Consider the following 25,470-nt stretch of genomic DNA (forward strand, 5'->3'; position numbering starts at 1 on the left):
CCCGGTCTGCGGTACTTCGACCATGAATTCCGGTCTTTTGGATGGCTTGTCGATGTGTTCGCTGTGTCTGCCCTGGCTCCGCCGTTTCCGGCTCGATTCGTTTTCATGGGAGATCTCCATTGTTATTCCCCCCGCGTAACACCTCCTTTCTTTTGGAATAACGCTGGTTTGCCTCGATCCGGTTCCTCTCCTTCAGTACCCGCCCACGCCGAATTCCCCAGCCCTCCGCTGGGGCCGGCGCATTGGCGGCTTGTGCAGACGAACGTTGTTACTGCATGCAAGGCATTGATATATGTAGTTCTTATAAGGAAGTGCAGTGTTCATGGGTATGCCGGCATAATTACCGAGTGTCAGAGATTTGACTTTCGATCTGCGCAGTGCATTTTGCAACCTGACATAGTCAAAATTCTGTTAATTGAAGAATGCATTTTGATAGCATCGTGCTATCAAAATGTCATGGAATTGCGGTTTGCATGCGGGGAATTGCTCTAGCTCGCCGGCTGGGAAGGGGCGCTGCAAATGGCCGCTCACTTTATGCCGTCAACAATGTGACGTTTCTGCGTTTTCTATGCCTTGCCGCAGCGGGGCGAAAAGGCCCTCGGAACGAAACGGTCTGAGCGAATTGCACGGCTCCATTCGCGCCCGAAAGGGCGCGGCAGAGCGGTTTGCGGGCCGCTCCATTGCCGGGGAGGCCCGCTGCCAGGGCGAGGTCAATTGGCCGTGCCGACCTTCTCCGCTCTGGGTGCAAGGCTGGCCTGCGGCTGCAGGCGCAGGGTTTCCTCTTCCATGTAGGTCAGCAGCGCCTCGATATCGCCGTCGCCCAGCAGCAGGTTGGGCATAGCCACCTTGTCGTACCGGGCGTACAGCTGCATGGCCAGCGGGTCCTTCTCGGCGAGCATGCGGTCCGGCTCCCTGATCCAGCGCTTCAGCCAGGCGCGGTCGCGGGTGCGGGTCACGCCAAGCAGGTCCGGGCCCAGGTTGCGCATGTCGGCCAGGCCGCCTTCGGCCGGGCCCAGGGTGTGGCAGGAGTTGCAGCGCGTGCGGAACAGCTGTTCGCCGGGGGATGGCGGGCGGATCTGCGGGGCGCTGGCGTAGTCGTTGCCGCTGGTGTTGACGTTCTTCCAGTTCTGCAGGTTGTTGCCCAGCTTGTCGGCGAGGATGTAGGGGTTCTCGAACGGCGAGACCTTCATCCACTGGTTGGTGTTCTGGTTGCCGATGACCACGCTCAGGGCGTGGGCGCTCAGCTTGCCCGGGTCTTCGTTGGCGGCGATCAGGCCGAGTCGCTCGCGCAGTAGGTTGACGTCGTCGATGCTGCCGGTGAGGAACCGCCAGCCCGGCGCCACGTTGAATTTCTGCATGTAGTGCTTGAGGGTTTCCGGCGTGTCGTTGATCGGGTCGATGCTGATCGAATAGAAGAACACCTCCTGGCCGACGCGCTCGCCGAGCAGCTTCTGTACCTGGCGCAGGCGTGCCGTCTCCAGTGGGCAGGAGTCGCCGCAGCCGGTGAAGATGAAGTTGACCAGTACCACCTTGCCCTCGATCAGGTCGTCGAAGAAGCGGACCTTCCGGCCGTCCTGGTCGACCAGTGGCACGTTGGGGAAATACTCGCCATCCCAGGCGCCGGCCGCTGCGCTGGTGTTGTCGGCGTCGATGCTCCGCCAGTAGCGCCAGCCGCCGAGCGTGGCTGCCAGCAGCAGTACGAGGCCGAGCGAGGCATATAGCATCCGGGTGCCGTTTCGCATGGCTAGCGCTCCCTGTCCTATGGCGCGCGGGCCGTACCCCTCGCGGGGACGGCCCGGTGCCCTTGCTTCAGCTATGGATCAGTTCTTCGCCTGTACCTGCGGCCCCTTGCCGTCGCCGCTGTGGTAGGTCGGCAGGGCGGCGGACGCCGCGTAGGTCACGCCATCCCAGGTCGGCAGCGGGGTCGGCATCAGCTGGAACTGCCCCGGATGCTCGATATCCCAGCGCAGCAGCATGGAGTTGTCCTCGTGCTGGGTGTTGTGGCAGTGCTCGACATAGGTGCCGGCGAACTCGCGGAAGTTGATCGCCATCTCGACGTTGTCGCCGCTGTCGGGATCGCCGCCGCCTACCCGATACACATCCTTGCGCGCGCCCTGTTCCCACACCGGAGGCTTCTTGCCGCCCCGGGTAAGGATGATGCCCTCCTCGAAGTGCACGTGGACCGGGTGTTCCCATCCGTTGCCGCCGTTGACGATCTTCCAGATCTCCAGGGTGCCGGGAGTCGTCGGATCGTTCGCCGAGGTCGGACCGCTGGCCAGTTGCGCTGCGGCCGAGATGCGCCGCGGGTCCATGGCGAAGCCGAGGCCGCCGTCGGTCTTGATGGTCCACGGCTGCGCATCGGTGCCATCGGAACGACCGAATATGAAGGTGCGGTGGCGGGCCTGGGCGAGACGTGCCTTGTCGGCTGCGTTGTCGCGGTTCAGCTTCAGCGGGATCATCACCTTGCCTTCCGGCTTGGCGGCCTTGCCCTTGGTGGCCGGTTTGGCCGGCTCGTAGTCCGCCGGGTTCATCGCCAGGTCCTGGCCGCTGTAGGCTTGCACGCGGAGTTGCAGGAAGATGCCGACGCCCGGATCGCCCTTGTCCCACTTGGTCTTGTCCGGCTTGTCGGTGTCCTTGAGGACCGCTTTGTAGTCCTCGGACAGCACTTCATCCAGCGGGATGGCCTCCTTGGTGCCCTTGCCGGTGTCATGCTCCTCGAGGTTGACGAAGTAGATCTTGTCGCCCGGTTTGATGCCGTTCTTCGAGAAGTCGATGATGATGTCGTAGCGTTCGGCGATGCCCTGTACCGGCAGGATGCCGAAGTTGTCCTTCAGGTCGCCGTCGCCATTGAGGTCCATGCTGCCGTCGAACGGCACGGCGTGTTCCATGATGTTGCCGTCGTTGGCGATCATGTGGAACGGCACGCGATCGTAGGTGACTTTCGAGTTCGGCCCCTTGAACTCGCCGCCCTTGCCCTGGATTTCGCGCACCACCGCCAGCTTGATGTAGCGCGACACCGAACCGTTGAGGATGCGGAAGCGATAGCTGCGTGCGCGCACATCCATGTACGGCTTCCAGGTCCAGTTGGTGAGGATCTGGTCGCCGAGGAAGCCGTCGGTATTGAACGGGTTGAACCACAGTTGGCCGTTCCTGTCCCAGGCCTTGTCCGCGATCAGCAGGTTGACGTCGTAGTCGCGGTTGCCCCAGGCGCGCGCCGTGCCGCTGGGGAGTCGCAGGTTGGGGTCCTTGTCGTCGCCCGGCGCCGGCGGCCCCTCGTAGCCGCGGTCGATGGCGCTGTAGTAGTTCATCATCGCGGCGTTGCCCTTGTAGACGTTCTGCGCGGTGAAATCGAGCATGTGGTCGTGGTACCAGTGGGTGCTCATGGTTTCGCGCCAGTCGCCGCGGATCTTGATCCGGCCGTTCTCGCACTGCTTCAGGCCGGGGTTCTTGTCGTTCACGTACAGCGTCTCGCCCGGCTCGCAGGGGAAGGCCGCATGGTCGTCCGAGGCGTCGGTGTTGATGCTGTCGTAGCCGGCCAGTTGCAGTGGCCAGCGGTAGTCGTAGTACTGCCCCGGGAAGAAGAAGGCGTTGGCGAAACCGTCGCTCTCGGCCGGGTTGTGCCCGTTGTGTTCGTGGGTGGTGATGGTGTGCAGGCCGAAGCCCATGTTGGCGGCCGGGTCGATCGGCAGGGCGTTGTAGTGGCGCATGACGATCGGCTGGCCGTAGCGGGCCATCAGCAGTTTCGGCGGCATGGTGCCGTCGAAGGTCCACACCGACTTGTGGTCCTGGATCGGCATGTCCGGGTGGAAGCGCACGCCGATGCCCCTGGTCGTGCCCTGGACCTTGAATGCCGGGACCTTGCTGTCGCCCTCGAAGGAGTAGGTGGCGTAGTACAGCCCGCCGGGGCCGAACTCGCTGTAGCCGGAGATGGGTTGCTTGTAGCCGTGCAGCTGATAGCTGTCGCGCGGGCCGTTGTTGACCCGGGCGCCGGCCTGCACGGTCTTGAACTCGCCCTGCGGGAAGAACTCGTTGTAGCGCTGGTGCGCCCAGCCCTGTCCCGGCGGACGTCCTTCGGCGGGAGAGGCGACGGTGCGCTTGAGGAAGGCGCTGACCGGCGCGCTCCACGGGTTGGGATCGGTGTCGTTGGCGAACTCGGTGGGCACCGGATACAGCCCGGGGTGGCTGAGGAAGGCGTCCAGCTTGCTGCCATCCGGGCCGCTACGGGAAACTATCGAGTCCTGCTCGGGCGCGGGGCCTGGCTCCGGCAGCGGGAAGCCGCCCGGATAGGGTTCCGGGTTGTGCTCGAAGGGCTCCGGTCCGAACTCCTCGAACAGCAGCATCGACTGGCTGAACGGCTTGGCGCCGAACAGCGGGCTCGGCCGGCCGTTGGTGGGGATCTTGAAGGAAGTCTGTGCCGAGGCCGGGATGACGTTTTCCTTCAGCGGAGTCTTGCGGTCGCCCTCGGTTCCCTCGGGTTCCTCGAACGAGCCGTGGTTGCCTTCCTCCACGCCGGTCAGCAGATAGGCGAGGGGATCGCTGGGCGGATCGTTGTAGTGCGACGGGTCATAGGACGGCGGGACGCCGAAATAGTCCAGCGAGGCGGCGGCCGCCGCCACCGACAGCCCCAGCAACAGCAGGGTGCCGGGCACCGCATTGGCTTTCCTGAACAGGCTTCTGGAGCGTTTGCTGGCAACTGCGTTTGCGGATGAATCGGGTAAGTCTGCCCTAGCCTCACCGTTGCCGGTTCTTCGCATGTTCATCTGACATCTCCATTGTTATTCCCCATGCCGCGGAAACCTTCCTGATCCGGAAGAAACCCTGGACTGCCTTGAATCTGCTGCTCCTGCGCCGACTCCCATGCGACTTCGCCGGTCCCTGCCGCCTGACGTTCACAACGTTTCGGCGACCTGGCACATGCGACCCATCACGACCACCAGGCACTGATTTCTGTGGAGCTCTGTTCCAGGGCGATGCCTCTGTAATCTTTCGAAGTAATTTTTCGTGACTGCCATTTGACTCTTAAGCATCTTGTTGCATTTTGCAATCAGGATTAGTCAAATATTTGTCTATTCTTTGGCGGGAATTGATAGCCGATTGCTATCAATTTGGGCGTTAAGACGGGCATTGGCGACGGGCGGTGCACAAAACACGGCGCTGCCGAATGGAATTTGTCGAAATTGCAGGTTTACGACAAATAATTGACAGGCAAATGCAAGTGGCTATTTGCTGGGGGCGCGCCCTCGTTTCTGCGACGCGGTTTCTTGCCGTGGATCAATGAGTGATCATGGGGCCTCTGCAATCCGGAGAAGCCCATGCCATTGCCGTCCCTGAAAGAACGATTCGCCGCACTGGTTGCCAGCCCGTCCGTGAGCTGTACCCAGGCAGCGCTCGACCAGTCCAACCGGCCGGTGGTCGAACTGCTGGCCGGCTGGCTGGGCGACCTGGGCTTCCGCTGCGAACTTCAGGAAGTCGCCCCGGGCAAGTTCAATCTGCTCGCCAGCCTGGGCTCCGGCCCGGGTGGCCTGGTACTGGCGGGTCATACGGATACGGTCCCTTATGACGAGGCGCTGTGGAAAAGCGATCCGCTGCGTCTGGACGAGCGCGACGGCCGCTGGTTCGGCCTCGGCACCTGCGACATGAAAGGCTTCTTCGCGCTGGTGATCGAGGCTCTGCAAGGCATGCCTCTGCATCAGCTGTGCCAACCGCTGATGATCCTCGCCACCTGCGACGAGGAGAGCTCCATGGCCGGGGCGCGGGCCCTTGCCGAAGCGGGGCGGCCGCTGGGCCGCGCGGCGGTGATCGGCGAGCCGACCAACCTGCGGCCGATCCGCCTGCACAAGGGCGTGATGATGGAGCGCATCGAAATAGTGGGGAAAAGCGGCCACTCCTCTGACCCATCTTTGGGGCGTAGCGCCCTGGAGGCCATGCACGCCGCGATTGGGGAATTGCTCATCCTGCGTGGGGAATGGCAGGTGAAGTACCGCAATCCGCAGTTCAGCGTGCCGCAGCCGACGCTCAACCTCGGCTGCATCCACGGCGGCGACAACCCCAACCGCATCTGCGGCCAGTGCAGCCTGGAGTTCGACCTGCGGCCGCTGCCGGGCATGCAGCCGGAGGCCCTGCGGCAGATGATCCGCGAGCGCCTGCTGCCGGTCGCCGAGCGCTTCGAAGTGGCGCTGGACTACCAGCCGCTGTTCCCCGCCGTGCCACCGTTCGAGCAGGCGGCGGATGCCGAGCTGGTGAGGCTCGCCGAGCGCCTCAGCGGACATTCGGCGGAAGCGGTAGCCTTTGGCACCGAAGCGCCGTATCTTCAGCAACTTGGCTGCGAGACCCTGGTGCTCGGCCCCGGCGACATCGCCTGCGCCCACCAGCCGGACGAGCACCTCGAACTTGCGCGCATCCCGCCGACCGTGGAACTGTTGCGGAAGTTGATCCAGCATTACTGCCTGTAACCCGCACTACGAAAGGAGAAGCCTGTCGATGTACATGCGACGACGATAACCGCGCCGCCTGCCGCCCTGCGGCCCCACGACAGTCTTACGTCCACCGATCACAGGCTTCTTGCGTAATGCACGACTACGTCAACTGGTTACGTCACGCGTCCCCCTACATCAACTCCCACCGGGACTGCACCTTCGTGGTGATGCTGCCCGGCGAGGGCGTCGATCACCCGAATTTCGGCAATATCGTCCACGACCTGGTGCTGCTGCACAGCCTCGGCGTGCGCCTGGTGCTGGTCCACGGTTCGCGCCCGCAGATCGAGGCGCGCCTGGCTTCGCGCGGGCTGACTCCGCACTTCCACCGTGGCCTGCGGGTCACCGACACGCCGACCCTGGAATGCGTGATCGATGCCGTCGGCAGCCTGCGCATCGGCATCGAGGCGCGCCTGTCGATGGACATGGCCGCCTCGCCGATGCAGGGCGCGCGCCTGCGCGTGGCCGCCGGCAACCTGGTCACCGCGCGGCCGATCGGCGTGCTCGAAGGCGTCGACTACCACCACACCGGTGAAGTCCGCCGCATCGACCGCAAGGGCATCAACCGCCTGCTCGACGAGCGCAGCATCGTGCTGCTGTCGCCGCTTGGCTATTCGCCCACCGGGGAAATCTTCAACCTCGCCTGCGAGGACGTGGCGATGCGCGCGGCCATCGACCTGGACGCCGAAAAGCTGATCCTCTACGGCGCCGAGCGCGGCCTGCTGGACGCCCAGGGCAAGCTGGTCCGCGAGCTGCGCCCGCAGCAGGTGGCGCCGCATCTGCAGCGGCTCGGCAACAACTACCAGGCCGAACTGCTCGACGCCGCCGCCCAGGCCTGCCGCGCCGGCGTGCGGCGCAGCCACATGGTCAGCTACGTGGAAGACGGTTCGTTGCTCACCGAGCTGTTCACCCGCGACGGCGGCGGCACCCTGGTGACCCAGGAACAGTTCGAGCAACTGCGCGAGGCGACCATCGAGGATGTCGGCGGCCTGATCGAACTGATCCGTCCGCTGGAAGAGCAGGGCATCCTGGTGCGCCGCTCCCGCGAGGTGCTGGAGCGGGAGATCACCCAGTTCAGCATCGTCGAGCGCGATGGCCTGATCATCGCCTGCGCGGCGCTCTACCAGATCGCCGATTCGGATTCCGGCGAGCTGGCGTGCCTGGCGGTGAATCCGGAATACCGCCAGGGCGGCCGCGGCGACGAACTGCTGGAGCGCATCGAAGAGCGCGCCCGCGAGCAGGGGCTGAAGACGCTGTTCGTCCTCACCACCCGCACCGCCCACTGGTTCCGTGAACGCGGCTTCCAGCCAAGCAGCGTCGAGCGCCTGCCGGCGGCAAGGGCGTCGCTGTACAACTACCAGCGCAATTCGCAGGTGTTCGAGAAGGCACTTTGATTGCCGGGGCCAACGTGCTCCGGCGATGGGTATCGCTGCGCTCAACCCATCCTACGAACTTTTGTAGGAGCGAGCTTGCTCGCGAACATCGGCCCCGCAAGAGCTTCGCGGGCATGGCCCGCTCCTACGGTAGCTCCGGCGCAAGGCCCCCTGCGGTCGGTGCGGGGAAATGTTTTGTAGGAGCGGGCCATGCCCGTGATCCGTAGGGCGGGTGCAACCCGCCTCCGGCTTAAACCCCGATCAACCCCAGAATGCTCGCCTGGTACGCCGCCACGAAGGTATCGAAATCCCCCTCCGGATGGCGTTCCAGCGCCGCCTGTTCGGCCAGCGAGTTGGCTGCCAGGGTTTCGAAGTGCGCGGTCTTTTCAGCCGACAGCGACTGCGCACGGAACTGCTCGGCATGTTCGCGGCTCTGGCGCAGGGCGAAGGCGCTGAAGCTTTCGCCACGGGCGCGCATTTCTGCGAGGACTTGTGCCGACGGGGTGGTGTCCGGGTTGGCGACTTTCTCCCGCTGTTGCTCCAGGCTCTGCCGGTGGGCGTCGCCGCCGTGGGCGCGGTCGAGCAGTTCGGCGATCGGGGCGATGCGTTCGAGTAGCTCGCCGGCCCAGTCCTTCAGCAGGACGGACTGCTTGCCATTCTGCAGGTGCAGGCCCGGGCGACGGCCTTCCTTGACCACCTTGAGGAAATTCTCGGTGCAGCTGCGGCATTCGCCGCCTTCCAGCAGCGGGCTGTCCTGCAGGGCGCAATAAATCAGGAAGGCGTCGAGGAAACGCGCCTCGCTGGCGTCGATGCCCAGCGGCAGGAACGGGTTGATGTCCAGGCAGCGCGCCTCGACGTACTGCACGCCGCGCGAGGTCAGCGCCTGGATCGGCCGCTCGCCGGTGTAGGTGACGCGCTTCGGACGGATGTTCGAGTAGTACTCGTTCTCGATCTGCAGGACGTTGGTATTGAGCTGCAGCCACTCGCCGTTCTGCTTGGTGCCGATCTTCTCGTACGGCGGATAGGGCGTGCTGACCGCCCGGCGCAGGCTCTCGATGTAGCTGTCGAGATCGTTGTAGCAGGGTGTCAGGCCGGCCTGGGCGTTGTTCTGGTAGCCCAGGTCGCTCATCCGCAGGCTGGTGGCGTAGGGCAGGTACAGGGTGTGCTCGTCGAAACGCTCCAGCTGGTGCGGCCGACCGCGCAGGAAGCCGGCATCCAGCGCCGGCGAGGCGCCGAACAGGTACATCAGCAGCCAGCTGTAGCGGCGGAAGTTGCGGATCAGCGCGATGTAGTGGGCGGACTGGAAGTCGCGCGGGCTGACGCCGCCGTCCTCATGCTGCTGCAGCACTTTCCACAGCGCCTCGGGCAGCGAGAAGTTGTAGTGGATGCCGGCGATGCACTGCATGGTCTTGCCGTAACGCAGCGCCAGGCCCTTGCGGTAGACGTACTTCAGGCGGCCGATGTGCGAGCTGCCGTAGCGGGCGATCGGGATGGTTTCCTCGTCCGGCAGTTCGCAGGGCATCGACGGACTCCACAGGTATTCGCCGTCCAGCCGGGTGCTGGCGAAGCGGTGGATGTCCTCGAGATTGTCCAGGGTCTGTTCGACGCTGGTGGCGGTGGGAGTGATGAACTCCAGCAGCCCTTCGGAATAGTCGGTGGTGATCTGCGGGTGGGTCAGCGCCGAGCCGAGGATGCGCGGATGCGGGGTCAGGGCCAGGTGTCCGTCGCCGTCGACACGCAGGCATTCGCGCTCGATCCCGTGCAGGCAGTGAGTGAGCAGGGGGAGGTTGTCTGCGTCGCCAAGCAGGGCCAGGCGGCGGGAGAATTGTTCGCTCAAGTTGATGTCCTTCACGCGGCAGTCGCCTCACTATGGGGGTGGACTGGCCGGTCTACAAGGGGAACGCATGCCGGCGTGGTCGCCTGGGCAAAGGGAGAATTGCCGTTAGCCTAGCCGCGCGCGGGGCGCTGCGAAAGCCGCTGGCGCGTCGCGCGGCGATGGCAGGCATGCGCGCGACGTATTGCCGGAGGGGGGCCGAGTGGCACCCCTTTTATATCAGGTGCGGATGAACGTGGCTTGCGCCTTGGCGACGAGTTTCTCGCCCTGCCAGGTATCGGCCTCGACCACCAGCGTGCGCTTGCCGGCGTTCAGCACCCAGGCGCGGCACACCACATCGCCGTCGCTGACCGGGCGGATGTAGTTGATCTTGCTTTCCAGCGTCACGCTGCCCGGCACGGTGCCGGACAGGCTGTGACAGGCCTGGCCCATGGCGGTATCGATCAGCGAGAACAGCGCGCCGCCGTGCAGCTTGCCATGCACATTGCGCAGGCCGTCGTGCATCTTCATATGCACTTCGGCCTTGCCCTCGGTGGCCTGGATGACCTCCAGGCCGAGCAGGCGGCTGAAGGCGCTGCCGCCGCTGACGTCGAGCACTTCGCTCATCGGTTACTTCCTCAGTTGCTTGGCGTTGGCGAACAGTGAGGCCATGGCGTTGTTCGCCGGTGCCTTCTCCTGGCGCGGGGCGCTGCGTTCCTGGCGTGCACTACCGCCCGGGCGGCCGCCGCGCTGGCCTTCGATCTTCTCGCCGGGGGTGTCGCCCATGCGCATGGACAGGCCGACGCGGTTGCGCGGGATGTCCACTTCCATGACCTTCACCTTGACGATATCGCCGGCCTTGACCACCTCGTACGGGTCTTTGACGAACTTCTCCGACAGCGCGGAGATGTGCACCAGGCCGTCCTGGTGCACGCCGATGTCGACGAAGGCGCCGAAGTTGGTGACGTTGGTCACCACGCCTTCCAGCACCATGCCCGGCTTGAGGTCCTTCAGGCTTTCCACGCCCTCCTGGAACTCGGCGGTCTTGAACTCCGGACGCGGGTCGCGGCCGGGCTTGTCGAGTTCCTTGAGGATGTCGGTGACGGTCGGCAGGCCGAAATGCTCGTCGGTGAACTTCTTCGGATCGAGGCGCTTGAGGAAGGTCGAGTCGCCGATCAGCGAGCGGATGTCGCGGTCGGTGTCGGCGGCGATGCGCTGCACCAGCGGATAGGTTTCCGGGTGCACGGCGGAGGCGTCCAGCGGGTTGTCGCCATTCATCACGCGGAGGAAGCCGGCGGCCTGCTCGAAGGTCTTCTCGCCGAGGCGGCTGACCTTCTTCAGCTCGTCGCGGGTGCGGAACGCGCCGTTGGCATCGCGATGGCTGACGATATTCTGCGCCAGCGTGCTGTTCAGGCCGGAAATCCGCGCCAGCAGGGCCACGGAGGCGGTGTTCACATCCACGCCGACGGCGTTCACGCAGTCCTCGACCACCGCGTCCAGGCTGCGCGCCAGCTTCAGCTGGGACACATCGTGCTGGTACTGGCCGACGCCGATGGACTTCGGCTCGATCTTCACCAGCTCGGCCAGCGGGTCCTGCAGGCGGCGGGCGATGGAGACGGCGCCGCGCAGGGAAACGTCCAGCTCGGGGAACTCCTTCGCCGCCAGTTCGGAGGCGGAATACACCGAGGCGCCGGCCTCGCTGACCATGATCTTGGTGCACTTCAGCGCCGGGTACTTCTTGATCAGCTCGGCGGCCAGCTTGTCGGTCTCGCGGCTGGCAGTGCCGTTGCCGATGGCGATCAGCTCGACGTTGTGCTTGGCGCACAGCGCGGCGAGCACGGCGATGGTCTGGTCCCACTGGTTCTTCGGCGCGTGCGGGTAGACGGTGGCGGTATCCAGCAGCTTGCCGGTGGCATCGACCACCGCGACCTTCACCCCGGTGCGCAGGCCCGGGTCGAGGCCGAGGGTGGCGCGCGGGCCGGCCGGTGCGGCGAGCAGCAGGTCATGCAGGTTGCGGGCGAACACGCTGATCGCCTCGCTCTCGGCGCCATCGCGCAGCTCGCCGAGCAGATCGGTTTCCAGATGGGTGTAGAGCTTGACCTTCCAGGTCCAGCGCACCACTTCGCCCAGCCACTTGTCGGCGGCGCGTCCCTGGTTACTCACGCCGAAGCGCTCGGCGATCATCACTTCGCACGGGTGGATGGTGCCCGGCAGTTCCTCGCCGACCTTCAGCGCGGCGCTGAGGATGCCTTCGTTGCGGCCACGGAAGATCGCCAGGGCGCGGTGCGACGGCGCGCTCTTCAGCGGCTCGTCGTGCTCGAAGTAGTCGCTGAACTTGGCGCCTTCCTGCTCCTTGCCGGGAATCAGGCGGGCGGTGAGGGTGGCGTTGTCCTTCATGAACACGCGCAGGCGGTCGAGCAGGGTGGCGTCCTCGGCGAAGCGCTCCATGAGGATGTACTTGGCGCCTTCCAGCACGGCCTTGATGTCGGCGAAGCCCTTCTCGGCGTCGACGAAGCGCGCGGCTTCGGCTTCCGGGGTGAGCGTCGGATCGTTGAACAGCGCGTCGGCCAGTTCGCCGAGGCCGGCTTCCAGGGCGATCTGGCCCTTGGTGCGGCGCTTCTGTTTATACGGCAGGTAGAGGTCTTCGAGGCGCGTCTTGGTGTCGGCCAGATTGATCTCGCGGGCCAGTTCCGGGGTCAGCTTGCCCTGTTCCTCGATGCTGGCGAGGATCGCGCTGCGGCGTTCGTCCAGCTCGCGCAGGTAGCGCAGGCGCTCTTCCAGCATGCGCAGCTGGGTATCGTCGAGGCTGCCGGTGACCTCTTTGCGGTAACGGGCGATGAAGGGAACGGTGGAACCTTCGTCGAGCAGGGCGACGGCAGCGGCGACCTGCTGCGGGAGAACGCGACCGGAGGGCAGTGCGGAAAGCTCTTCGGCAATACGGGTGTTGATGCTGTCCATGAATACACCTGACAAAACAGACAAAAAGGGCCGTATAGACAACGTCCCGGCGCAAAGCTCGGCATTATACCCGGCATGTTTTGCCGCAGTGCCCGCTCGGTCGGGGAAAAATCTGCTAACAATGGTGAGGGTTTGCCCACGGGACTGTGGGCGATAATGCCCGACTGATCTGATTCCCGGAGTGTCCATGTCGAATTCTGCCCCCTTGTCCGAAGGCGAAAAGATCCTTGTGGTCGATGACGACGCACGCCTGCGTCGCCTGCTGGAGCGTTTCCTCGACGAGCAGGGCTACCGCGTGCGCGCGGTGGAGAACACCGAGCAGATGGACCGTCTGCTGGCCCGCGAACTGTTCCAGCTGGTGGTGCTCGATCTGATGATGCCCGGCGAGGACGGCCTGTCCGCCTGTCGCCGCCTGCGCGAGCAGGGCAACCAGATCCCGATCATCATGCTCACCGCCAAGGGCGACGAGAGCAGCCGCATCCAGGGTCTGGAACTGGGCGCCGACGACTATCTGGCCAAGCCGTTCAACCCGCGCGAACTGCTGGCGCGGATCAAGGCCGTGCTGCGCCGCCAGGCGCCGCTGGTGCCGGGCGCGCCGGCCGGCGAGGATGAAGTGGTGACCTTCGGCGACTACGCACTGCACCTGGCGACCCGCGAGCTGAAGAAGGGCGAAGAGGTGCATATGCTCACCACCGGCGAATTCGCCGTGCTCAAGGCGCTGGTGCAGCACGCCCGCGAGCCGCTGACCCGCGACAAGCTGATGAACCTGGCCCGCGGCCGCGAGTGGGACGCCCTGGAGCGCTCCATCGACGTGCAGATCTCGCGCCTGCGGCGGATGATCGAACCCGATCCGTCGAAGCCGCGCTATATCCAGACGGTGTGGGGCGTCGGCTATGTGTTCGTTCCGGATGGCGCCACCCGCAAGTAACCAATGTTCCTGTAGGAGCGAGTCCTACTCGCGAAGGCGCTGTGTCGTGACATTCGCGAGCAGAGCTCGCTCCTACAGTCATCCCCCCGGATTCCGCGCTTGAAGACTCCACTCTGGTTCCCGCAAAGCTTCTTCGCCCGCACCCTCTGGCTGGTGCTGATCGTCGTGCTGTTCTCCAAGGCGCTGACGCTCGTGTACCTGCTGATGAACGAGGACATGGTGGTCGACCGCCAGTACAGCCACGGCGCGGCGCTGACCATTCGTGCCTACTGGGCGGCCGAGGAAACCTCGCGGGCCAGGATTGCCAAGGCGGCGGGCCTGAAATGGGCGCCGCGGGAGGAGGGCCAGCCGGAAGAGCACCACTGGCCGTATACGGGAATCTTCCAGCGGCAGATGCGCATGGAATTGGGCCCGGACACCGAAACCCGCCTGCGCATCCACCATCCGTCGATGCTCTGGGTGCACGCGCCGAACCTCGGCGAAGGCTGGATCGGCGTGCCGCTCTACCCGCACCCGCTGCGCGGCCAGCAGATCTGGAGCGTGCTCGGCTGGTTCCTCGGCATCGGCCTGCTGTCCACCGCGGCGGCGTGGATCTTCGTGCGCCTGCTCAGCCAGCCGCTCAAGCGCCTGGTGGTCGCCTCCCGCGAGTTCGGCAAGGGGCGCAGCGTGCGCCTGCGCCTGGGGCCGGAGACGCCCAGCGAGATGGCCGAGGTGTACCGCGCGTTCAACCAGATGGCCGAGGACGTCGAACAGGCCGGGCGCGAGCGCGAGCTGATGCTCGCCGGGGTGTCCCATGACCTGCGCACCCCGTTGACGCGCATGCGCCTGTCGCTGGAGCTGATGCCGGAAAGCGAGCGCGAAATGGTCGACGACATGGTCCGCGACATCGAGGACATGGATGCGATCCTCGACCAGTTCCTCGCCTTCATCCGCGATGGCCGCGACGAGCCGGTCGAACTGGGCGACCTCACCGAACTGGTGCGCGAGGTGGCGGCGCCGTTCAACCAGGGCGATGACCGCGTGCATCTCAACCTGGAGCCGCTACCGCCGTTCCCGCTGCGCCGGGTGTCAATGAAGCGCCTGCTCGGCAACCTGATCGAGAACGCCCTCAACCACGGCGGCTCGCGGGTCGAGGTGGCCGCGCATGTGGCGGGCGACGGCGGCGCGCCCTACGTGGTGCTGAGCGTGCTCGACCGCGGCGCCGGCATCGACCCGCAGGAAATGGAAGCGATCTTCAACCCCTTCATCCGCGGCGACAAGGCGCGCGGCGGCAAGGGCACCGGCCTCGGCCTGGCCATCGTCAAGCGCATCGCCGCCCAGCACGGCGGCAGCGTCGAACTGCGTAATCGCGATGGTGGCGGGCTGGAAGCCCGGGTCTGCCTGCCGCTCGGCCTGATGCTGCCGCGCGGCGCGGCATGAACTGTAGGAGCGGGCCATGCCCGCGAATCGCGCGCATGGCGCGCTCCTACACGTAGGTTGGTGCTGAGCCTGCGAAGCCCAACGGTGCCACGGCTCGGCAGATGTTGGGCTTCACTGCGTTCAGCGCCAACCTACGCGTTGTCCTTCCAGCACGGCGTTGCGTCCATAGGGCCACGCCCGATTGTGCGCGCCGTGGCCGCTGGGTAGCTGGTGGTAGAGCGGGATGCCCAGCGGCTCCAGGTACTCACTGAAGATTTCCTCCAGGCTGTGTGCCACTTCCTTGCGCGGGCAATCGGTGAAACCGCCGAGGCACACCGCGCCGAGCTTCCGGCTGTCGATGTTCTGCAGCAACTGCCAGAGGCTGCGCTCGATCCGGTAGTAGGGCTCGCCGACGTCTTCCAGCACCAGGATCGCTCCATCCGGCACATAAAGCTCCGCAACGGTTCCCGCCGTAGAAGCCAGGGCGGTGAGATTGCCGCCGATCAGCGGGCCTTCGACGCGCCGCTTCGGCCCGCCCAGATGGCGCAGCGGCAGGCTGTGGCAGTCCCCGGCCAGCACATGGCTGACCGACGCCAGCGAGGCCAGGCGCTCCTGCTGTTCGCTCGGCGCGCGCAAGGGTTGCAGCCCCAGCGAGGTGGCGACGGAGCCGTGGATTGCCGGCAGGCCGTGGCGATGGAATGCGCTGAGCAGCACGGAAATATCCGAGAAACCGATCAGCGGCCGCGGCGAGGTTGACTGCAGGCGTTTCCAGTCCAGATGCGGGACCAGCTGGGCGCAGCCGTAGCCGCCGCGCAGGCACCAGACGGCGGCGATGTCCGGCAGCTCGAAGGCTTCATGGAAATCCTCCAGGCGCTGTTCGAGGGTGCCGGCCAGGTAGCGATGACGGGCGCCGGCGTGGCGGCCGAGGTGGTAGTCGATGCCGAGCACTTCCAACTGGCAGAGGGTGGCTTCCAGCACTTCGTCGGCGATGGCGGAGGCGGGGGCGACCAGGGCGATGCGGCCGGGGATGGCGGACCAGGTGTGGGGGGATTTGGTGGGCATGGCGTGGGTTGGCTGCTTGTGGCTGCTGCTTTATGAGGCGTCGGCGTAGACATCCCTGTCGGCACATCGTGCCAGTAGGAAACCCCGGCCCGGCCGTCCCTGGCCGGGCGTTCGCTGGCGCAACGCGGTGCACTATGAAAAGGTAGGTGTAGACGTCCCTGTCGTTGCTCTGTGCAAGTAGGAGGCCCCGGCCAGGCCATCCATGGCCTGTCGTTCGGCGGGGCAACGCATGCGTTGCCTTTTCCGCCTCACCCCTTTCCCTTCGTCCGCGCCAGATGCGGCCCGCCGTTCTTTTCCAGGTATTCGATGATCACCTGGGCGATGTCCTTGCCGGTGGTGGTTTCGATGCCTTCCAGGCCGGGCGAGGAGTTCACTTCCATCACCAGCGGACCGTGGTGCGAGCGCAGGATGTCCACCCCGGCGACGTTCAGGCCCATCACCCGGGCGGCGCGGATGGCGGTCATGCGTTCCTCGGGGGTGATCTTGATCAGGCTGGCGCTGCCGCCACGGTGCAGGTTGGAGCGGAACTCGCCGGCCTTGGCCTGGCGCTTCATCGCCGCGATCACCTTGTCGCCGACCACGAAGCAGCGGATATCGGCGCCGCCGGCTTCCTTGATGTATTCCTGCACCATGATGTTGTGCTTCAGCCCCATGAAGGCTTCGAGCACCGATTCGGCGGCCTTCTCGGTCTCCGCGAGGACCACGCCGACGCCCTGGGTGCCTTCCAGCAGCTTGATCACCAGCGGCGCGCCGCCGACCATCTCGATCAGGTCCGGCACGTCGTCCGGCGAATGGGCGAAGCCGGTGATCGGCAGGCCGATGCCCTTGCGCGACAGCAGTTGCAGCGAGCGCAGCTTGTCCCGCGAGCGGGCGATGGCGACCGATTCGTTGAGCGGGAACACGCCCATCATCTCGAACTGGCGCAGCACCGCGCAGCCATAGAAGGTCACCGATGCGCCGATACGCGGGATCACCGCGTCGAAACCTTCCAGCGGCTGGCCGCGATAATGGATCTGCGGTTTGTGGCTGGTGATGTTCATGTAGGCGCGCAGGGTGTCGATCACCACCATCTCATGGCCGCGCGCACGGCCGGCCTCCACCAGTCGATGGGTGGAATACAGACGCGGATTGCGCGAAAGCACGGCGATTTTCATTGAGCACCTGAAGGGCTGGCGGGAACGATGATTAGGGGTTTTTCCTGCACGTAGGCGAGGCCCGGGTTGACCACCAGTTGCCCCTGCACCAGCGCCTTGGAACCGAGCAGGATGCGATAGCGCATGGTCTTGCGGCAGGCCAGGGTGAATTCCACCGGCCAGATCCGGTCGCCGAGCGCCAGGCTGGTGCGGATCACGTAGCGGGTCTGGCTCTGGCCGTTGGAGCTCTTGATGGTCTTCATGGTCACCAGCGGCGCCTCGCAGCGATGGCGGCGTTGCACGCGGGTGCCGAGGTGGGCGGTGAAACGCACCCAGGGGTGGCCGTCGCGCTGGAACGGCACGATTTCGCTGGCGTGCAGGCAGGAGGTACTGGCTCCGGTATCGATCTTCGCGCGAAGGCCGACCATGCCCAGTTCGGGAAGGGCGATCCACTCGCGCAGGCCGATCACGGAAAGGTGGTCGAAGGTCTTCAAGGTCGGTAATTCCGGAGGTTTGCCGCATTCTAGCAGGGCCATCGATGCCCGCCAGCGGGCTCCCGGGCGGCGCGTGGGAGTAAACTGGAACCTTCGTGAAACAGGACTTTTCAGCGTGAACGAAAAAGACGACGACAAGGTGCGCCTGGACAAGTGGTTGTGGGCGGCGCGCTTCTACAAGACCCGCGCCCTGGCCAAGGAAGCGATCGAGGGCGGCAAGGTGCATTGCCGGGGCGAGCGCTGCAAGCCTGGCAAGGAGCCGAAGATAGGCGAGGAGTATGTGCTGCGTACCGGCTTCGACGAGCGCACGGTGGTGGTCAAGGCGCTGTCGGCGGTGCGCCGTGGAGCGCCGGAAGCGCAGTTGCTCTACGAGGAAACCGCCGAGAGCATCCGCCGCCGCGAGGAAGCCGCCGCCCTGCGCAAGGCCGGCGCGCTGGGCTTGCAGACCGACGGCCGGCCGAGCAAGAAGCAGCGCCGGCAGCTGTTCAACTTCCGCGACCAGGGGTAGGGCATTCTGTAGGTTGGCGCTGAGCGCAGCGAAGCCCAACATCTGCCGAGCCATGGCACCGTTGGGCTTCGTACTTCAGCCCAACCTACGGGTCGAGATCACACTCAACCGGTTGAGCAGCGGAATCTTCGCCAGCAGCTCGAACAGCGGCCGGGTCAGGCGCACCAGCCGGTCGCTGCTCCAGGCGGCGAAGGGTGTGAAGCAGCTCCAGGCCAGGCTCAGCAGCGCCACCTGCATGCCGCCGATGTAGTCGTCCTGCCCCCAGTGGGCGCCGGTGACCAGGCGCGGCAGCATAAAGAGCAGTGCCAGGCCCCAGATCGCCAGCCATTGCAGTGCCGAGCGGGCGAACAGGCAGAGGAACAGCGCCCAGAGCAGCAGCACCGACGCGTGGTCGCCGGGAAAGCTGCGCGCCGACTCGTCCTTGATGGCGAACGGCGTGTCGTCCCAGGAGGGGAACAGCTGGCTGAGGTGCACGTCATCCGCGGCGTAGATCGAGATGCTGTCGTGCTGCCAGCCCAGATGGCTGCAGAGCGAGCTATAGAGGAAGCGGATTGCCAGCAGGAGCAGCAGACTGGCCAGGAAACCAAAAATCGCGGCGCGGGTCTGGACGGCCTTGAACACCCAGTCGCCGCGAATCAGCAGGGACAGCATGATCAGGCCGGTCAGCGCATCGAACGGCCGGGTGCTGGCCACCGCCCAGATGCCGCGCCACACCGAATGCTCCGCCAGAGGAGCATTGAGGCTGTGGTGCAGGCTGAAATCGAAGTGGTCCATCAGCGCCCGGCTGGGCTCCCAGAGCCAGAGCGCCAGCAGCACCAGCGCCAGCAGGTGACAGGCGACGAATGGCCGCCACGACCAAGTGGCTTGGAACGGTGAGGCTTTGCCCATAAAATCTGTCCTCTTCTCCTGCCCAGAATTCAGCCGGACGCCGCGAAGCGCGCTTTATAGGCCTTTGCCGCCGGCTTGTCATTCCCTTCCCAGCGTTGTGCCAAGCATGTCCCAGATCGACCAGACCCAGCGATTCCTCTTCGACAACACCGATGTCCGCGGTGAAATGGTGGAGCTCGACCGCAGCTACGCCGAGGTGCTGGCCAAGCACCCCTATCCGCAGCCGGTCGCGCAACTGCTCGGCGAGATGCTGGCGGCCGCCGCGCTGCTCTGCGGCACCCTGAAGTTCGATGGCCTGCTGATACTGCAGGCGCGCTCCAGCGGCGCCGTGCCGCTGCTGATGGTCGAGTGCTCCAGCGAGCGCGAGGTGCGCGGCCTGGCACGCTATGAAGAGGAACAGATCGACGCGGGCGTCGGCCTGCACGAACTGATGCCGGATGGCGTGCTGACCCTGACCGTCGATCCGCGCAACGGCAAGCGCTACCAGGGCATCGTGCCGCTCGAAGGCGCAACCCTGGCCGATTGCCTGTCCGCCTATTTCGCCACCTCCGAGCAGTTGCCCACCCGCTTCTGGCTCAACGCCGACACCCGTCGCGCCCGCGGCCTGCTGTTGCAGCAACTGCCGGCGGATCGCCTGAAGGACGCCGAGGCGCGCGCCGCCAGCTGGCAGCATGTGACCACCCTCGGCGACACCCTGACCGCCGAGGAACTGCTGGCGCTGGACAACCAGACCCTGCTGCACCGCCTCTATCACGAGGACGACCTGCGCCTGTTCGAGCCGAATCCGCTGATGTTCCGCTGCAGCTGCTCGCGGGAGCGCTCGGCCAACGCGCTGGTCAGCCTCGGTCATGCGGATGCCGAGCGCCTGCTCGACGAGCAGGGCGGCGCGGTGATCGTCGACTGCCAGTTCTGCAACCAGCGCTACCGTTTCGACAGCAGCGACGTCACTCAACTGTTCGCCGGCGGCGGCAGCCAGGCGCCGTCGCAGACGCGGCATTAACCGCCTCTATCGGGGCGATAGTCGAACAGTCGACGCCGTCACCGGATCAGAGGCTGCACGGGGACTGTGCTTTTCTGGCATAATCCCGCGACTTTTTTCCGCTGTAGTGGGAATCAGAAGTCACTACGCAATGTTTGGAGGACTCGGCCTCTGGCCGACGGGGACCCACATGACGCAAGCCAACAAAGCCGTGTACACCAATATCAGCGTTGCCCAACTGGTCGAAGAAGCCATCCGCCGCGGGGAAGGCGAACTGGCCGACAACGGCTCGCTGGTCGTACGTACCGGCCACCGCACCGGCCGCTCGCCTGCCGACCGTTTCATCGTCGAAGAGGCGGGCAGCAAGGACAACATCGCCTGGGGCGCGATCAACCGTCCGTTCCCGGCCGACAAGTTCGATGCCCTGTGGGATCGCGTCGAGGCCTTCAACAACGCCCAGGACCACTTCGTTTCCCACGTGCATGTAGGTTCCGCCGAGGAGCACTACCTGCCGGTCAAGATGACCACCGGCACCGCCTGGCAGAACCTGTTCGGCCGTCAGCTGTTCATCAATCCCGAGCAGTACAACCAGGCCGGCCGCGACGAGTGGCAGGTCCTCAACGTCGCCAACTTCGAGTGCGTGCCCGAGCGTGACGGCACCAACTCCGATGGCTGCGTCATCCTCAACTTCGCCCAGAAGAAGGTGCTGATCGCCGGCATGCGCTACGCCGGTGAAATGAAGAAAGCCATGTTCTCCGTGCAGAACTACCTGCTGCCGGAAAAAGACGTGCTGCCGATGCACTGCGCCGCCAACATCGGCGAAGAAGGCGACGTGACCCTGTTCTTCGGCCTGTCCGGCACCGGCAAGACCACCCTGTCCGCCGACGAAAGCCGCTACCTGATCGGCGACGACGAGCACGGCTGGGGCGAAGGCGTGGTGTTCAACATCGAAGGCGGCTGCTACGCCAAGTGCATCGACCTGTCCGAGAAGAACGAGCCGGTGATCTGGAAAGCCATCCAGTTCGGCGCCGTGCTGGAAAACGTCGTCCTCGACGAGAACCGTACCCCGGACTACGCCGACGACAGCCTGACCCAGAACAGCCGCGCCGCCTACCCGCTGGAGCACGTCGAGAAGCGTTCCGAGAAGAACCTCGGCGGCGAGCCGAACGCCGTGATCTTCCTGACCTGCGACCTGACCGGCGTTCTGCCGCCGGTGTCGATCCTGAACAACGAGCAGGCGGCCTACCACTTCCTGTCCGGCTACACCGCGCTGGTCGGCTCGACCGAAATGGGCTCCGGCGGCGGCATCAAGTCGACCTTCTCCACCTGCTTCGGCGCCCCGTTCTTCCCGCGTCCGGCTGGTGTCTACGCGGAACTGCTGATCAAGCGCATCAAGTCCTTCGGCTCCAAGGTCTACCTGGTCAACACCGGCTGGACCGGCGGCGGTTACGGCGTCGGCAAGCGCTTCAACATCCCGACCACCCGTGGCGTGATCGCTGCCATCCAGAGCGGCGCGCTGATCGGCGCCGAGACCGAGCACCTGGGCATCATCAACCTGGACGTGCCGAAGGCCGTTCCGGGCGTCGAGACCAACCTGCTCAACCCGCGCAACACCTGGGCTGACAAGGACGCCTACGACGAGGCAGCCCGTGGCCTGGCCGCCAAGTTCATCGAGAACTTCAAGAAGTTCGACGTGAGCGACGCCATCCAGAGCGCCGGCCCGCAGCTGTAAGCGAGCCGCCGTCGAGAAAGCCGCCTTCGGGCGGCTTTTTCATTTCCGCCGGAAGCATTTCGATCATTCCAATCGAGAGATTCGAATGATGAAGCCTGGGCGCGCGCGTAGCATAGGCGCCTTTTGCGACCGAAGAAGGAATGTTCCCATGCATATCGATGACGCCATCCGCAGCCGCCGCGCCGTCAAGCTCTACGATCCGGCCTTCGCCCTGAGCCGCGAGGAGAAGGACGAGCTGCTGCAACTGGCGATGCTCGCGCCGTCGGCCTACAACCTGCAGCCGGTACGCCTGGTCGAAGTCAGCGACCCGCAACTGCGTGCGCACATCCGCGAAGTCGCCAGCAACCAGGCACAGATCACCGATGCCTCGATGCTGGTGGTGGTCTGCGCGCGGACCGACAGCTGGGAAAAGGACGCCAAGCGCGTCTGGGAAGGCGCGCCGCAACCGGTACGCGACTACATGGACGGCGCCATCGACGCCTACTACCGCGGCAAGCCGCAGACCCAGCGCGACGAAGCGCTGCGCAGCTGCGGCCTGACCGCCCAGACCCTGATGCTCGCCGCCCGCGGCAAGGGCCTGGACTCCTGCCCGATGATCGGCTTCGACTTCGACGCGGTGGGCAAGCTGATCAACCTGCCGGAAAACCACGTGATCGGCCTGATGGTCGCCGTCGGCAAGCAGACCGCCGAAGCCAAGCCGCGCGTGGGCAAGCTGTCGATCGACGAAGTGGTCATCCGCGACCGTTTCTGAGGCGTACCGGGATTCCTCCGGGTGTAGGGTGGATGGCGCTTTTCCATCCACCATGCAAGCACCGCATTGGCAGGATGGTGGATCGATGGAGCGTGATCCACCCTACGCACAGCCCAGGCTGTAGGAGCAACTGTCTATGCTTCGCCGTGGGGCCGCCCCCTCACCCTAACCCTCTCCCTCAAGGGAGAGGGGACTGCCCGGCGTTGCCGGATGGCACGGCATATCTCCCGACGCAGTTGTGCCCCCTCTCCCTCCGGGAGAGGGTTGGGGTGAGGGAGCCAGCAACGCGACAGCATCTTCGTAGAAGCGGGCCATGCCCGCGAATCGCACTCCAGGGTGTCCGGATGCCAACCGCTGCCCACTTCCGCACCGCGGCTGTCGCCATGCTCCGAGCGCCCGTAGGATCGTTGCAGCGATCAATCTGGTCCATAGTCAGGTCAACGGAGTGACTCCCATGCACGACACCCTCGAACGCGTCTTCGGTTACCGCCAGTTCCGCCCCGGCCAGGAGGCGGCGATCCGTGCCGTACTGGCCGGACGTTCGGCGGCGGCAATCTTTCCCACCGGCTCCGGCAAGTCGCTGTGCTACCAGTTGCCGGCATTGCATCTGCCTCACCTGACCCTGGTGGTCTCGCCCCTATTGGCGCTGATGCAGGACCAGTTGGCCTTCCTCGCCCGGCACGACATTCCCGCCGCCAGCATCGATTCGGCGCAGAGTCGCGAGCAGACCGCCGAGGTGATGCGGCGAGCCCGCTCCGGAGAGCTGAAGGTGCTGATGATCTCGGTGGAGCGCCTGAAGAACGAGCGTTTCCGCCACTTCATCGCCCAGGTGCCGATTTCCCTGCTGGTGGTGGACGAGGCGCACTGCATTTCCGAGTGGGGCCATAACTTCCGCCCGGACTATCTCAAGCTGCCCGACTACCAGCGGCAGTTCGGCATTCCCCAGGTGCTGCTGCTCACCGCGACCGCCACGCCGGCGGTGATTGCCGACATGCAGGCGAAGTTCGCCATCGCCACGGAGGATGTGATCACCACCGGTTTCTACCGGCCCAACCTGAACCTGCTGGTGGAGCCGGTGCAGGGTGGCGCCAAGCTGCGTCGGCTGGTGGACTGGCTGGGCGCGCGGGCGGGGCAGCCGAGCATCGTCTACGTCACCCAGCAGAAGACCGCCGAGGAGGTCGCCGGGCAACTGGCGCAGCGGGGCATTCCAGCCTGCGCCTATCACGCCGGCATGGCTCATGAGCAGCGCGAGTCGATCCAGCGGCAGTTCATGGATGGGCGGCTGAACTGCATCGTCGCCACCATCGCCTTCGGCATGGGTATCGACAAGAGCGATATCCGCAACGTCGTGCACTTCGACCTGCCGAAATCCGTCGAGAACTACAGCCAGGAGATCGGCCGCGCCGGGCGCGACGGCAAGCCCTCGGACTGCCTGGTGCTGGCCAATCGCGACAGCCTCAACGTGCTGCAGAATTTCGTCTACGGCGACACTCCGGAGCGCGCGGGCATCCGCTGCGTGCTCGACGAAATGGCCGCTGCACCGGGCGGCGAGTGGGAGCTGACGCTCAACGCGCTCTCCGAGCAGAGCAACATCCGCCCGTTGCCGCTGAAGACCCTGCTGGTGCAACTGGAGCTGCGCGGCATCATCGCTCCGCGTTATGCCTACTTCGCCGAATATCGCTTCAAGTACCTGCTCGAACCCGAGACGCTGCTGGCGAAGTTCGACGGCGAGCGGCGGCAGTTCGTCGAAGCCATCGTCGCCAGCTCGAAGCGTGCGCGCACCTGGTGCACGGTGGATTTCGACAACCTGTACCAGCAGCACCGCGCCGAGCGCGCGCGGGTGGTCAAGGCGCTGGACTACTTCCAGGAGAAGGGCTGGATCGAGCTGGAGAGCAAGCAGATGACCGAGGTCTATGCGCGCCTGCGCAGCGACTTCGACGTCGATGTCCTCGCCGATGAACTGCACGCCTATTTCAGGCGCCACGAAGCGAGCGAGATCGCGCGGATCGACGCCATGCTCGCGCTGTTCGCCAGCGAGGAATGCCTGAGTCGGCGCCTGGCGGTCTATTTCGGCGATCAGCAGGCGCCGCAGCGTTGCGGGCATTGCTCGGTGTGCAGCGGTCGGGTCGCCCGCTTGCCGGAGGCGCCGGCCCTGCCGGAGCTTTCCGTGGAAAGGATGCAGGGCTACAGCGCGACATTCATTGCGCGCCATGCCGAGTCGCGCGGCATTCCACCGGGGGCCGAGTGTCTGACGCGCTTCCTCTGCGGCATCGGCTCGCCGCTGTTCACCCGCATGCGGGCGCGCAATATCGAAGGCTTCGCCGTGCTGGAGGACTACCCCTACGCCACCGTGCGCCAGTGGGTAGAGCGGATGCCGGCGTAGGTTGGCGCTGAGCGCAGCGAAGCCCAACATCTGCCGAACAGTGGCCCCGTTGGGCTTCGCAAGCTCAGCACCAACCTACCTTTCCCACACCTCGAAGGTATGCGCCGGCGTATCTGCCGTGGCCGTGTGGGCATCGCTGGATGCCAGCTGCCAGCCAGCGTCCAGTTCGGGGAACCAGGCATCGCCTTCCGGTTTCAGGGCCACGCGGGTCAGGTAGAGGCGCTGCGCAATCGGCTGAGCCTCGGCATACAGCTGCGCGCCGCCGATCAGCATCAGCTCGTCCACACCCTTTTCCCGCGCCCAGGCGTCGGCGCGTTGCATGGCGGCCTGCAGCGAGGTGAACACCTCGGCGCCTTCGAGGGCGAGACCGGGCTGGCGGCTGACCACCAGGTTGAGCCGGCCGGGCAGCGGGCGGCCCAGCGAGTCCCAGGTCTTGCGGCCCATGATGATCGGTTTGCCGAGGGTCATGGCCTTGAAGTGCTTGAGGTCCGCCGGCAGGTGCCAGGGCATGCGGTTGTCGATGCCGATCACGCGGTTTTCCGCGAGGGCGGCGATCATGGCGAGGGGGAGCGGGGTCTGATTCATGGGCGCGAGGAT

The 25,470-nt window shown here is 65.5% G+C and carries 19 protein-coding genes; 9 read left to right on the forward strand and 10 right to left on the reverse strand.

The window, feature by feature from the left end:
- Positions 1-710 precede the first annotated feature (710 nt).
- Together JFY56_RS19980 and JFY56_RS19985 are read right to left on the reverse strand one after the other, a co-directional pair.
- Entirely contained in the window at positions 711-1,742 is a 1,032-nt protein-coding gene (locus tag JFY56_RS19980) for an SCO family protein (RefSeq protein WP_236032899.1), read from the reverse strand.
- A 78-nt stretch (positions 1,743-1,820) separates the two neighbouring features.
- The gene (locus tag JFY56_RS19985) at positions 1,821-4,637 is read right to left on the reverse strand and encodes a multicopper oxidase domain-containing protein (protein WP_408004442.1); all 2,817 of its coding nucleotides are present in this window, start codon (positions 4,635-4,637) and stop codon (positions 1,821-1,823) included.
- 675 nt (positions 4,638-5,312) lie between these two features.
- On the opposite strand from JFY56_RS19985, the gene argE reads away from it, so the two are divergent.
- Positions 5,313-6,452, forward strand: coding sequence for an acetylornithine deacetylase (gene argE, locus JFY56_RS19990; protein ID WP_208315794.1), 1,140 nt, complete (start codon positions 5,313-5,315; stop codon positions 6,450-6,452).
- Between the two features lie 116 nt (positions 6,453-6,568).
- On the forward strand, positions 6,569-7,867 hold the full coding sequence (gene argA / locus JFY56_RS19995) for an amino-acid N-acetyltransferase (RefSeq protein ID WP_208315795.1): 1,299 nt from the start codon (positions 6,569-6,571) through the stop codon (positions 7,865-7,867).
- Positions 7,868-8,096: 229 nt separating this feature from the next.
- Here the strand turns inward: argA and gshA are convergent, their stop codons facing one another.
- The 3 genes from gshA to JFY56_RS20010 all read right to left on the reverse strand — a co-directional run bounded on the left by gshA (position 8,097) and on the right by JFY56_RS20010 (position 12,617).
- Positions 8,097-9,683, reverse strand: coding sequence for a glutamate--cysteine ligase (gshA, locus tag JFY56_RS20000; protein WP_208315796.1), 1,587 nt, complete (start codon positions 9,681-9,683; stop codon positions 8,097-8,099).
- Between the two features lie 216 nt (positions 9,684-9,899).
- Positions 9,900-10,286 carry a PaaI family thioesterase gene (locus JFY56_RS20005; protein WP_208315797.1) on the reverse strand — a complete coding sequence of 129 codons (387 nt, stop codon included), beginning with the start codon at positions 10,284-10,286 and terminating at the stop codon, positions 9,900-9,902.
- A 3-nt stretch (positions 10,287-10,289) separates the two neighbouring features.
- The gene (locus JFY56_RS20010) at positions 10,290-12,617 is read right to left on the reverse strand and encodes a Tex family protein (RefSeq protein WP_208315798.1); all 2,328 of its coding nucleotides are present in this window, start codon (positions 12,615-12,617) and stop codon (positions 10,290-10,292) included.
- Positions 12,618-12,804: 187 nt separating this feature from the next.
- Between JFY56_RS20010 and ompR the strand changes: the two genes are divergently transcribed.
- Together ompR and JFY56_RS20020 are read left to right on the forward strand one after the other, a co-directional pair.
- Positions 12,805-13,545: an osmolarity response regulator transcription factor OmpR gene (gene ompR / locus JFY56_RS20015; protein ID WP_208315799.1), complete on the forward strand. Its 741-nt coding sequence runs from the start codon at positions 12,805-12,807 to the stop codon at positions 13,543-13,545.
- Between the two features lie 99 nt (positions 13,546-13,644).
- Positions 13,645-14,964 carry an ATP-binding protein gene (locus tag JFY56_RS20020; RefSeq protein WP_208315800.1) on the forward strand — a complete coding sequence of 440 codons (1,320 nt, stop codon included), beginning with the start codon at positions 13,645-13,647 and terminating at the stop codon, positions 14,962-14,964.
- Positions 14,965-15,084: 120 nt separating this feature from the next.
- On the opposite strand, the gene JFY56_RS20025 is transcribed toward JFY56_RS20020, so the two are convergent.
- The 3 genes from JFY56_RS20025 to rimB all read right to left on the reverse strand — a co-directional run bounded on the left by JFY56_RS20025 (position 15,085) and on the right by rimB (position 17,632).
- Positions 15,085-16,005, reverse strand: coding sequence for a S66 peptidase family protein (locus tag JFY56_RS20025; protein WP_208315801.1), 921 nt, complete (start codon positions 16,003-16,005; stop codon positions 15,085-15,087).
- Between the two features lie 248 nt (positions 16,006-16,253).
- Positions 16,254-17,159, reverse strand: a complete 906-nt coding sequence (gene rimK, locus JFY56_RS20030) for a 30S ribosomal protein S6--L-glutamate ligase (RefSeq protein WP_208315802.1) — start codon at positions 17,157-17,159, stop codon at positions 16,254-16,256.
- Positions 17,156-17,632, reverse strand: a complete 477-nt coding sequence (gene rimB / locus JFY56_RS20035; protein ID WP_268968884.1) for a retropepsin-like aspartic endopeptidase RimB — start codon at positions 17,630-17,632, stop codon at positions 17,156-17,158. The genes rimK and rimB overlap by 4 nt, the downstream gene beginning before the upstream one ends.
- A gap of 115 nt (positions 17,633-17,747) precedes the next feature.
- Here rimB and hslR point away from each other — a divergent pair, with 115 nt between their 5' ends.
- On the forward strand, positions 17,748-18,140 hold the full coding sequence (hslR, locus tag JFY56_RS20040) for a ribosome-associated heat shock protein Hsp15 (protein WP_208315804.1): 393 nt from the start codon (positions 17,748-17,750) through the stop codon (positions 18,138-18,140).
- 75 nt (positions 18,141-18,215) lie between these two features.
- On the opposite strand, the gene JFY56_RS20045 is transcribed toward hslR, so the two are convergent.
- Positions 18,216-19,028, reverse strand: coding sequence for a phosphatase PAP2 family protein (locus tag JFY56_RS20045; RefSeq protein WP_208315805.1), 813 nt, complete (start codon positions 19,026-19,028; stop codon positions 18,216-18,218).
- 106 nt (positions 19,029-19,134) lie between these two features.
- On the opposite strand from JFY56_RS20045, the gene hslO reads away from it, so the two are divergent.
- From hslO to JFY56_RS20065, 4 genes are all read left to right on the forward strand, one after another.
- On the forward strand, positions 19,135-20,028 hold the full coding sequence (gene hslO, locus JFY56_RS20050) for an Hsp33 family molecular chaperone HslO (protein WP_208315806.1): 894 nt from the start codon (positions 19,135-19,137) through the stop codon (positions 20,026-20,028).
- A gap of 169 nt (positions 20,029-20,197) precedes the next feature.
- Entirely contained in the window at positions 20,198-21,739 is a 1,542-nt protein-coding gene (locus JFY56_RS20055) for a phosphoenolpyruvate carboxykinase (protein ID WP_208315807.1), read from the forward strand.
- Between the two features lie 148 nt (positions 21,740-21,887).
- Positions 21,888-22,490 carry a nitroreductase family protein gene (locus tag JFY56_RS20060; RefSeq protein ID WP_208315808.1) on the forward strand — a complete coding sequence of 201 codons (603 nt, stop codon included), beginning with the start codon at positions 21,888-21,890 and terminating at the stop codon, positions 22,488-22,490.
- Between the two features lie 454 nt (positions 22,491-22,944).
- Positions 22,945-24,873, forward strand: coding sequence for a RecQ family ATP-dependent DNA helicase (locus JFY56_RS20065; protein WP_208315809.1), 1,929 nt, complete (start codon positions 22,945-22,947; stop codon positions 24,871-24,873).
- A 75-nt stretch (positions 24,874-24,948) separates the two neighbouring features.
- Here the strand turns inward: JFY56_RS20065 and JFY56_RS20070 are convergent, their stop codons facing one another.
- Positions 24,949-25,458 carry a dihydrofolate reductase gene (locus JFY56_RS20070; protein WP_208315810.1) on the reverse strand — a complete coding sequence of 170 codons (510 nt, stop codon included), beginning with the start codon at positions 25,456-25,458 and terminating at the stop codon, positions 24,949-24,951.
- Positions 25,459-25,470 lie beyond the last annotated feature (12 nt).

Source organism: Pseudomonas schmalbachii (assembly GCF_017589465.1).
GTDB lineage: Bacteria > Pseudomonadota > Gammaproteobacteria > Pseudomonadales > Pseudomonadaceae > Pseudomonas > Pseudomonas schmalbachii.

What these genes read in the sequence shown, in the direction of transcription:
- JFY56_RS19980 (WP_236032899.1), bottom strand. Translation starts at nt 1,742, where the DNA reads ATGCGAAACGGCACCCGGATGCTATATGCCTCGCTCGGCCTCGTACTG.
- argE (WP_208315794.1), top strand. Translation starts at nt 5,313, where the DNA reads ATGCCATTGCCGTCCCTGAAAGAACGATTCGCCGCACTGGTTGCCAGC.
- argA (WP_208315795.1), top strand. Translation starts at nt 6,569, where the DNA reads ATGCACGACTACGTCAACTGGTTACGTCACGCGTCCCCCTACATCAAC.
- JFY56_RS20005 (WP_208315797.1), bottom strand. Translation starts at nt 10,286, where the DNA reads ATGAGCGAAGTGCTCGACGTCAGCGGCGGCAGCGCCTTCAGCCGCCTG.
- JFY56_RS20010 (WP_208315798.1), bottom strand. Translation starts at nt 12,617, where the DNA reads ATGGACAGCATCAACACCCGTATTGCCGAAGAGCTTTCCGCACTGCCC.
- ompR (WP_208315799.1), top strand. Translation starts at nt 12,805, where the DNA reads ATGTCGAATTCTGCCCCCTTGTCCGAAGGCGAAAAGATCCTTGTGGTC.
- JFY56_RS20025 (WP_208315801.1), bottom strand. Translation starts at nt 16,005, where the DNA reads ATGCCCACCAAATCCCCCCACACCTGGTCCGCCATCCCCGGCCGCATC.
- rimK (WP_208315802.1), bottom strand. Translation starts at nt 17,159, where the DNA reads ATGAAAATCGCCGTGCTTTCGCGCAATCCGCGTCTGTATTCCACCCAT.
- JFY56_RS20045 (WP_208315805.1), bottom strand. Translation starts at nt 19,028, where the DNA reads ATGGGCAAAGCCTCACCGTTCCAAGCCACTTGGTCGTGGCGGCCATTC.
- hslO (WP_208315806.1), top strand. Translation starts at nt 19,135, where the DNA reads ATGTCCCAGATCGACCAGACCCAGCGATTCCTCTTCGACAACACCGAT.
- JFY56_RS20055 (WP_208315807.1), top strand. Translation starts at nt 20,198, where the DNA reads ATGACGCAAGCCAACAAAGCCGTGTACACCAATATCAGCGTTGCCCAA.
- JFY56_RS20060 (WP_208315808.1), top strand. Translation starts at nt 21,888, where the DNA reads ATGCATATCGATGACGCCATCCGCAGCCGCCGCGCCGTCAAGCTCTAC.
- JFY56_RS20065 (WP_208315809.1), top strand. Translation starts at nt 22,945, where the DNA reads ATGCACGACACCCTCGAACGCGTCTTCGGTTACCGCCAGTTCCGCCCC.
- JFY56_RS20070 (WP_208315810.1), bottom strand. Translation starts at nt 25,458, where the DNA reads ATGAATCAGACCCCGCTCCCCCTCGCCATGATCGCCGCCCTCGCGGAA.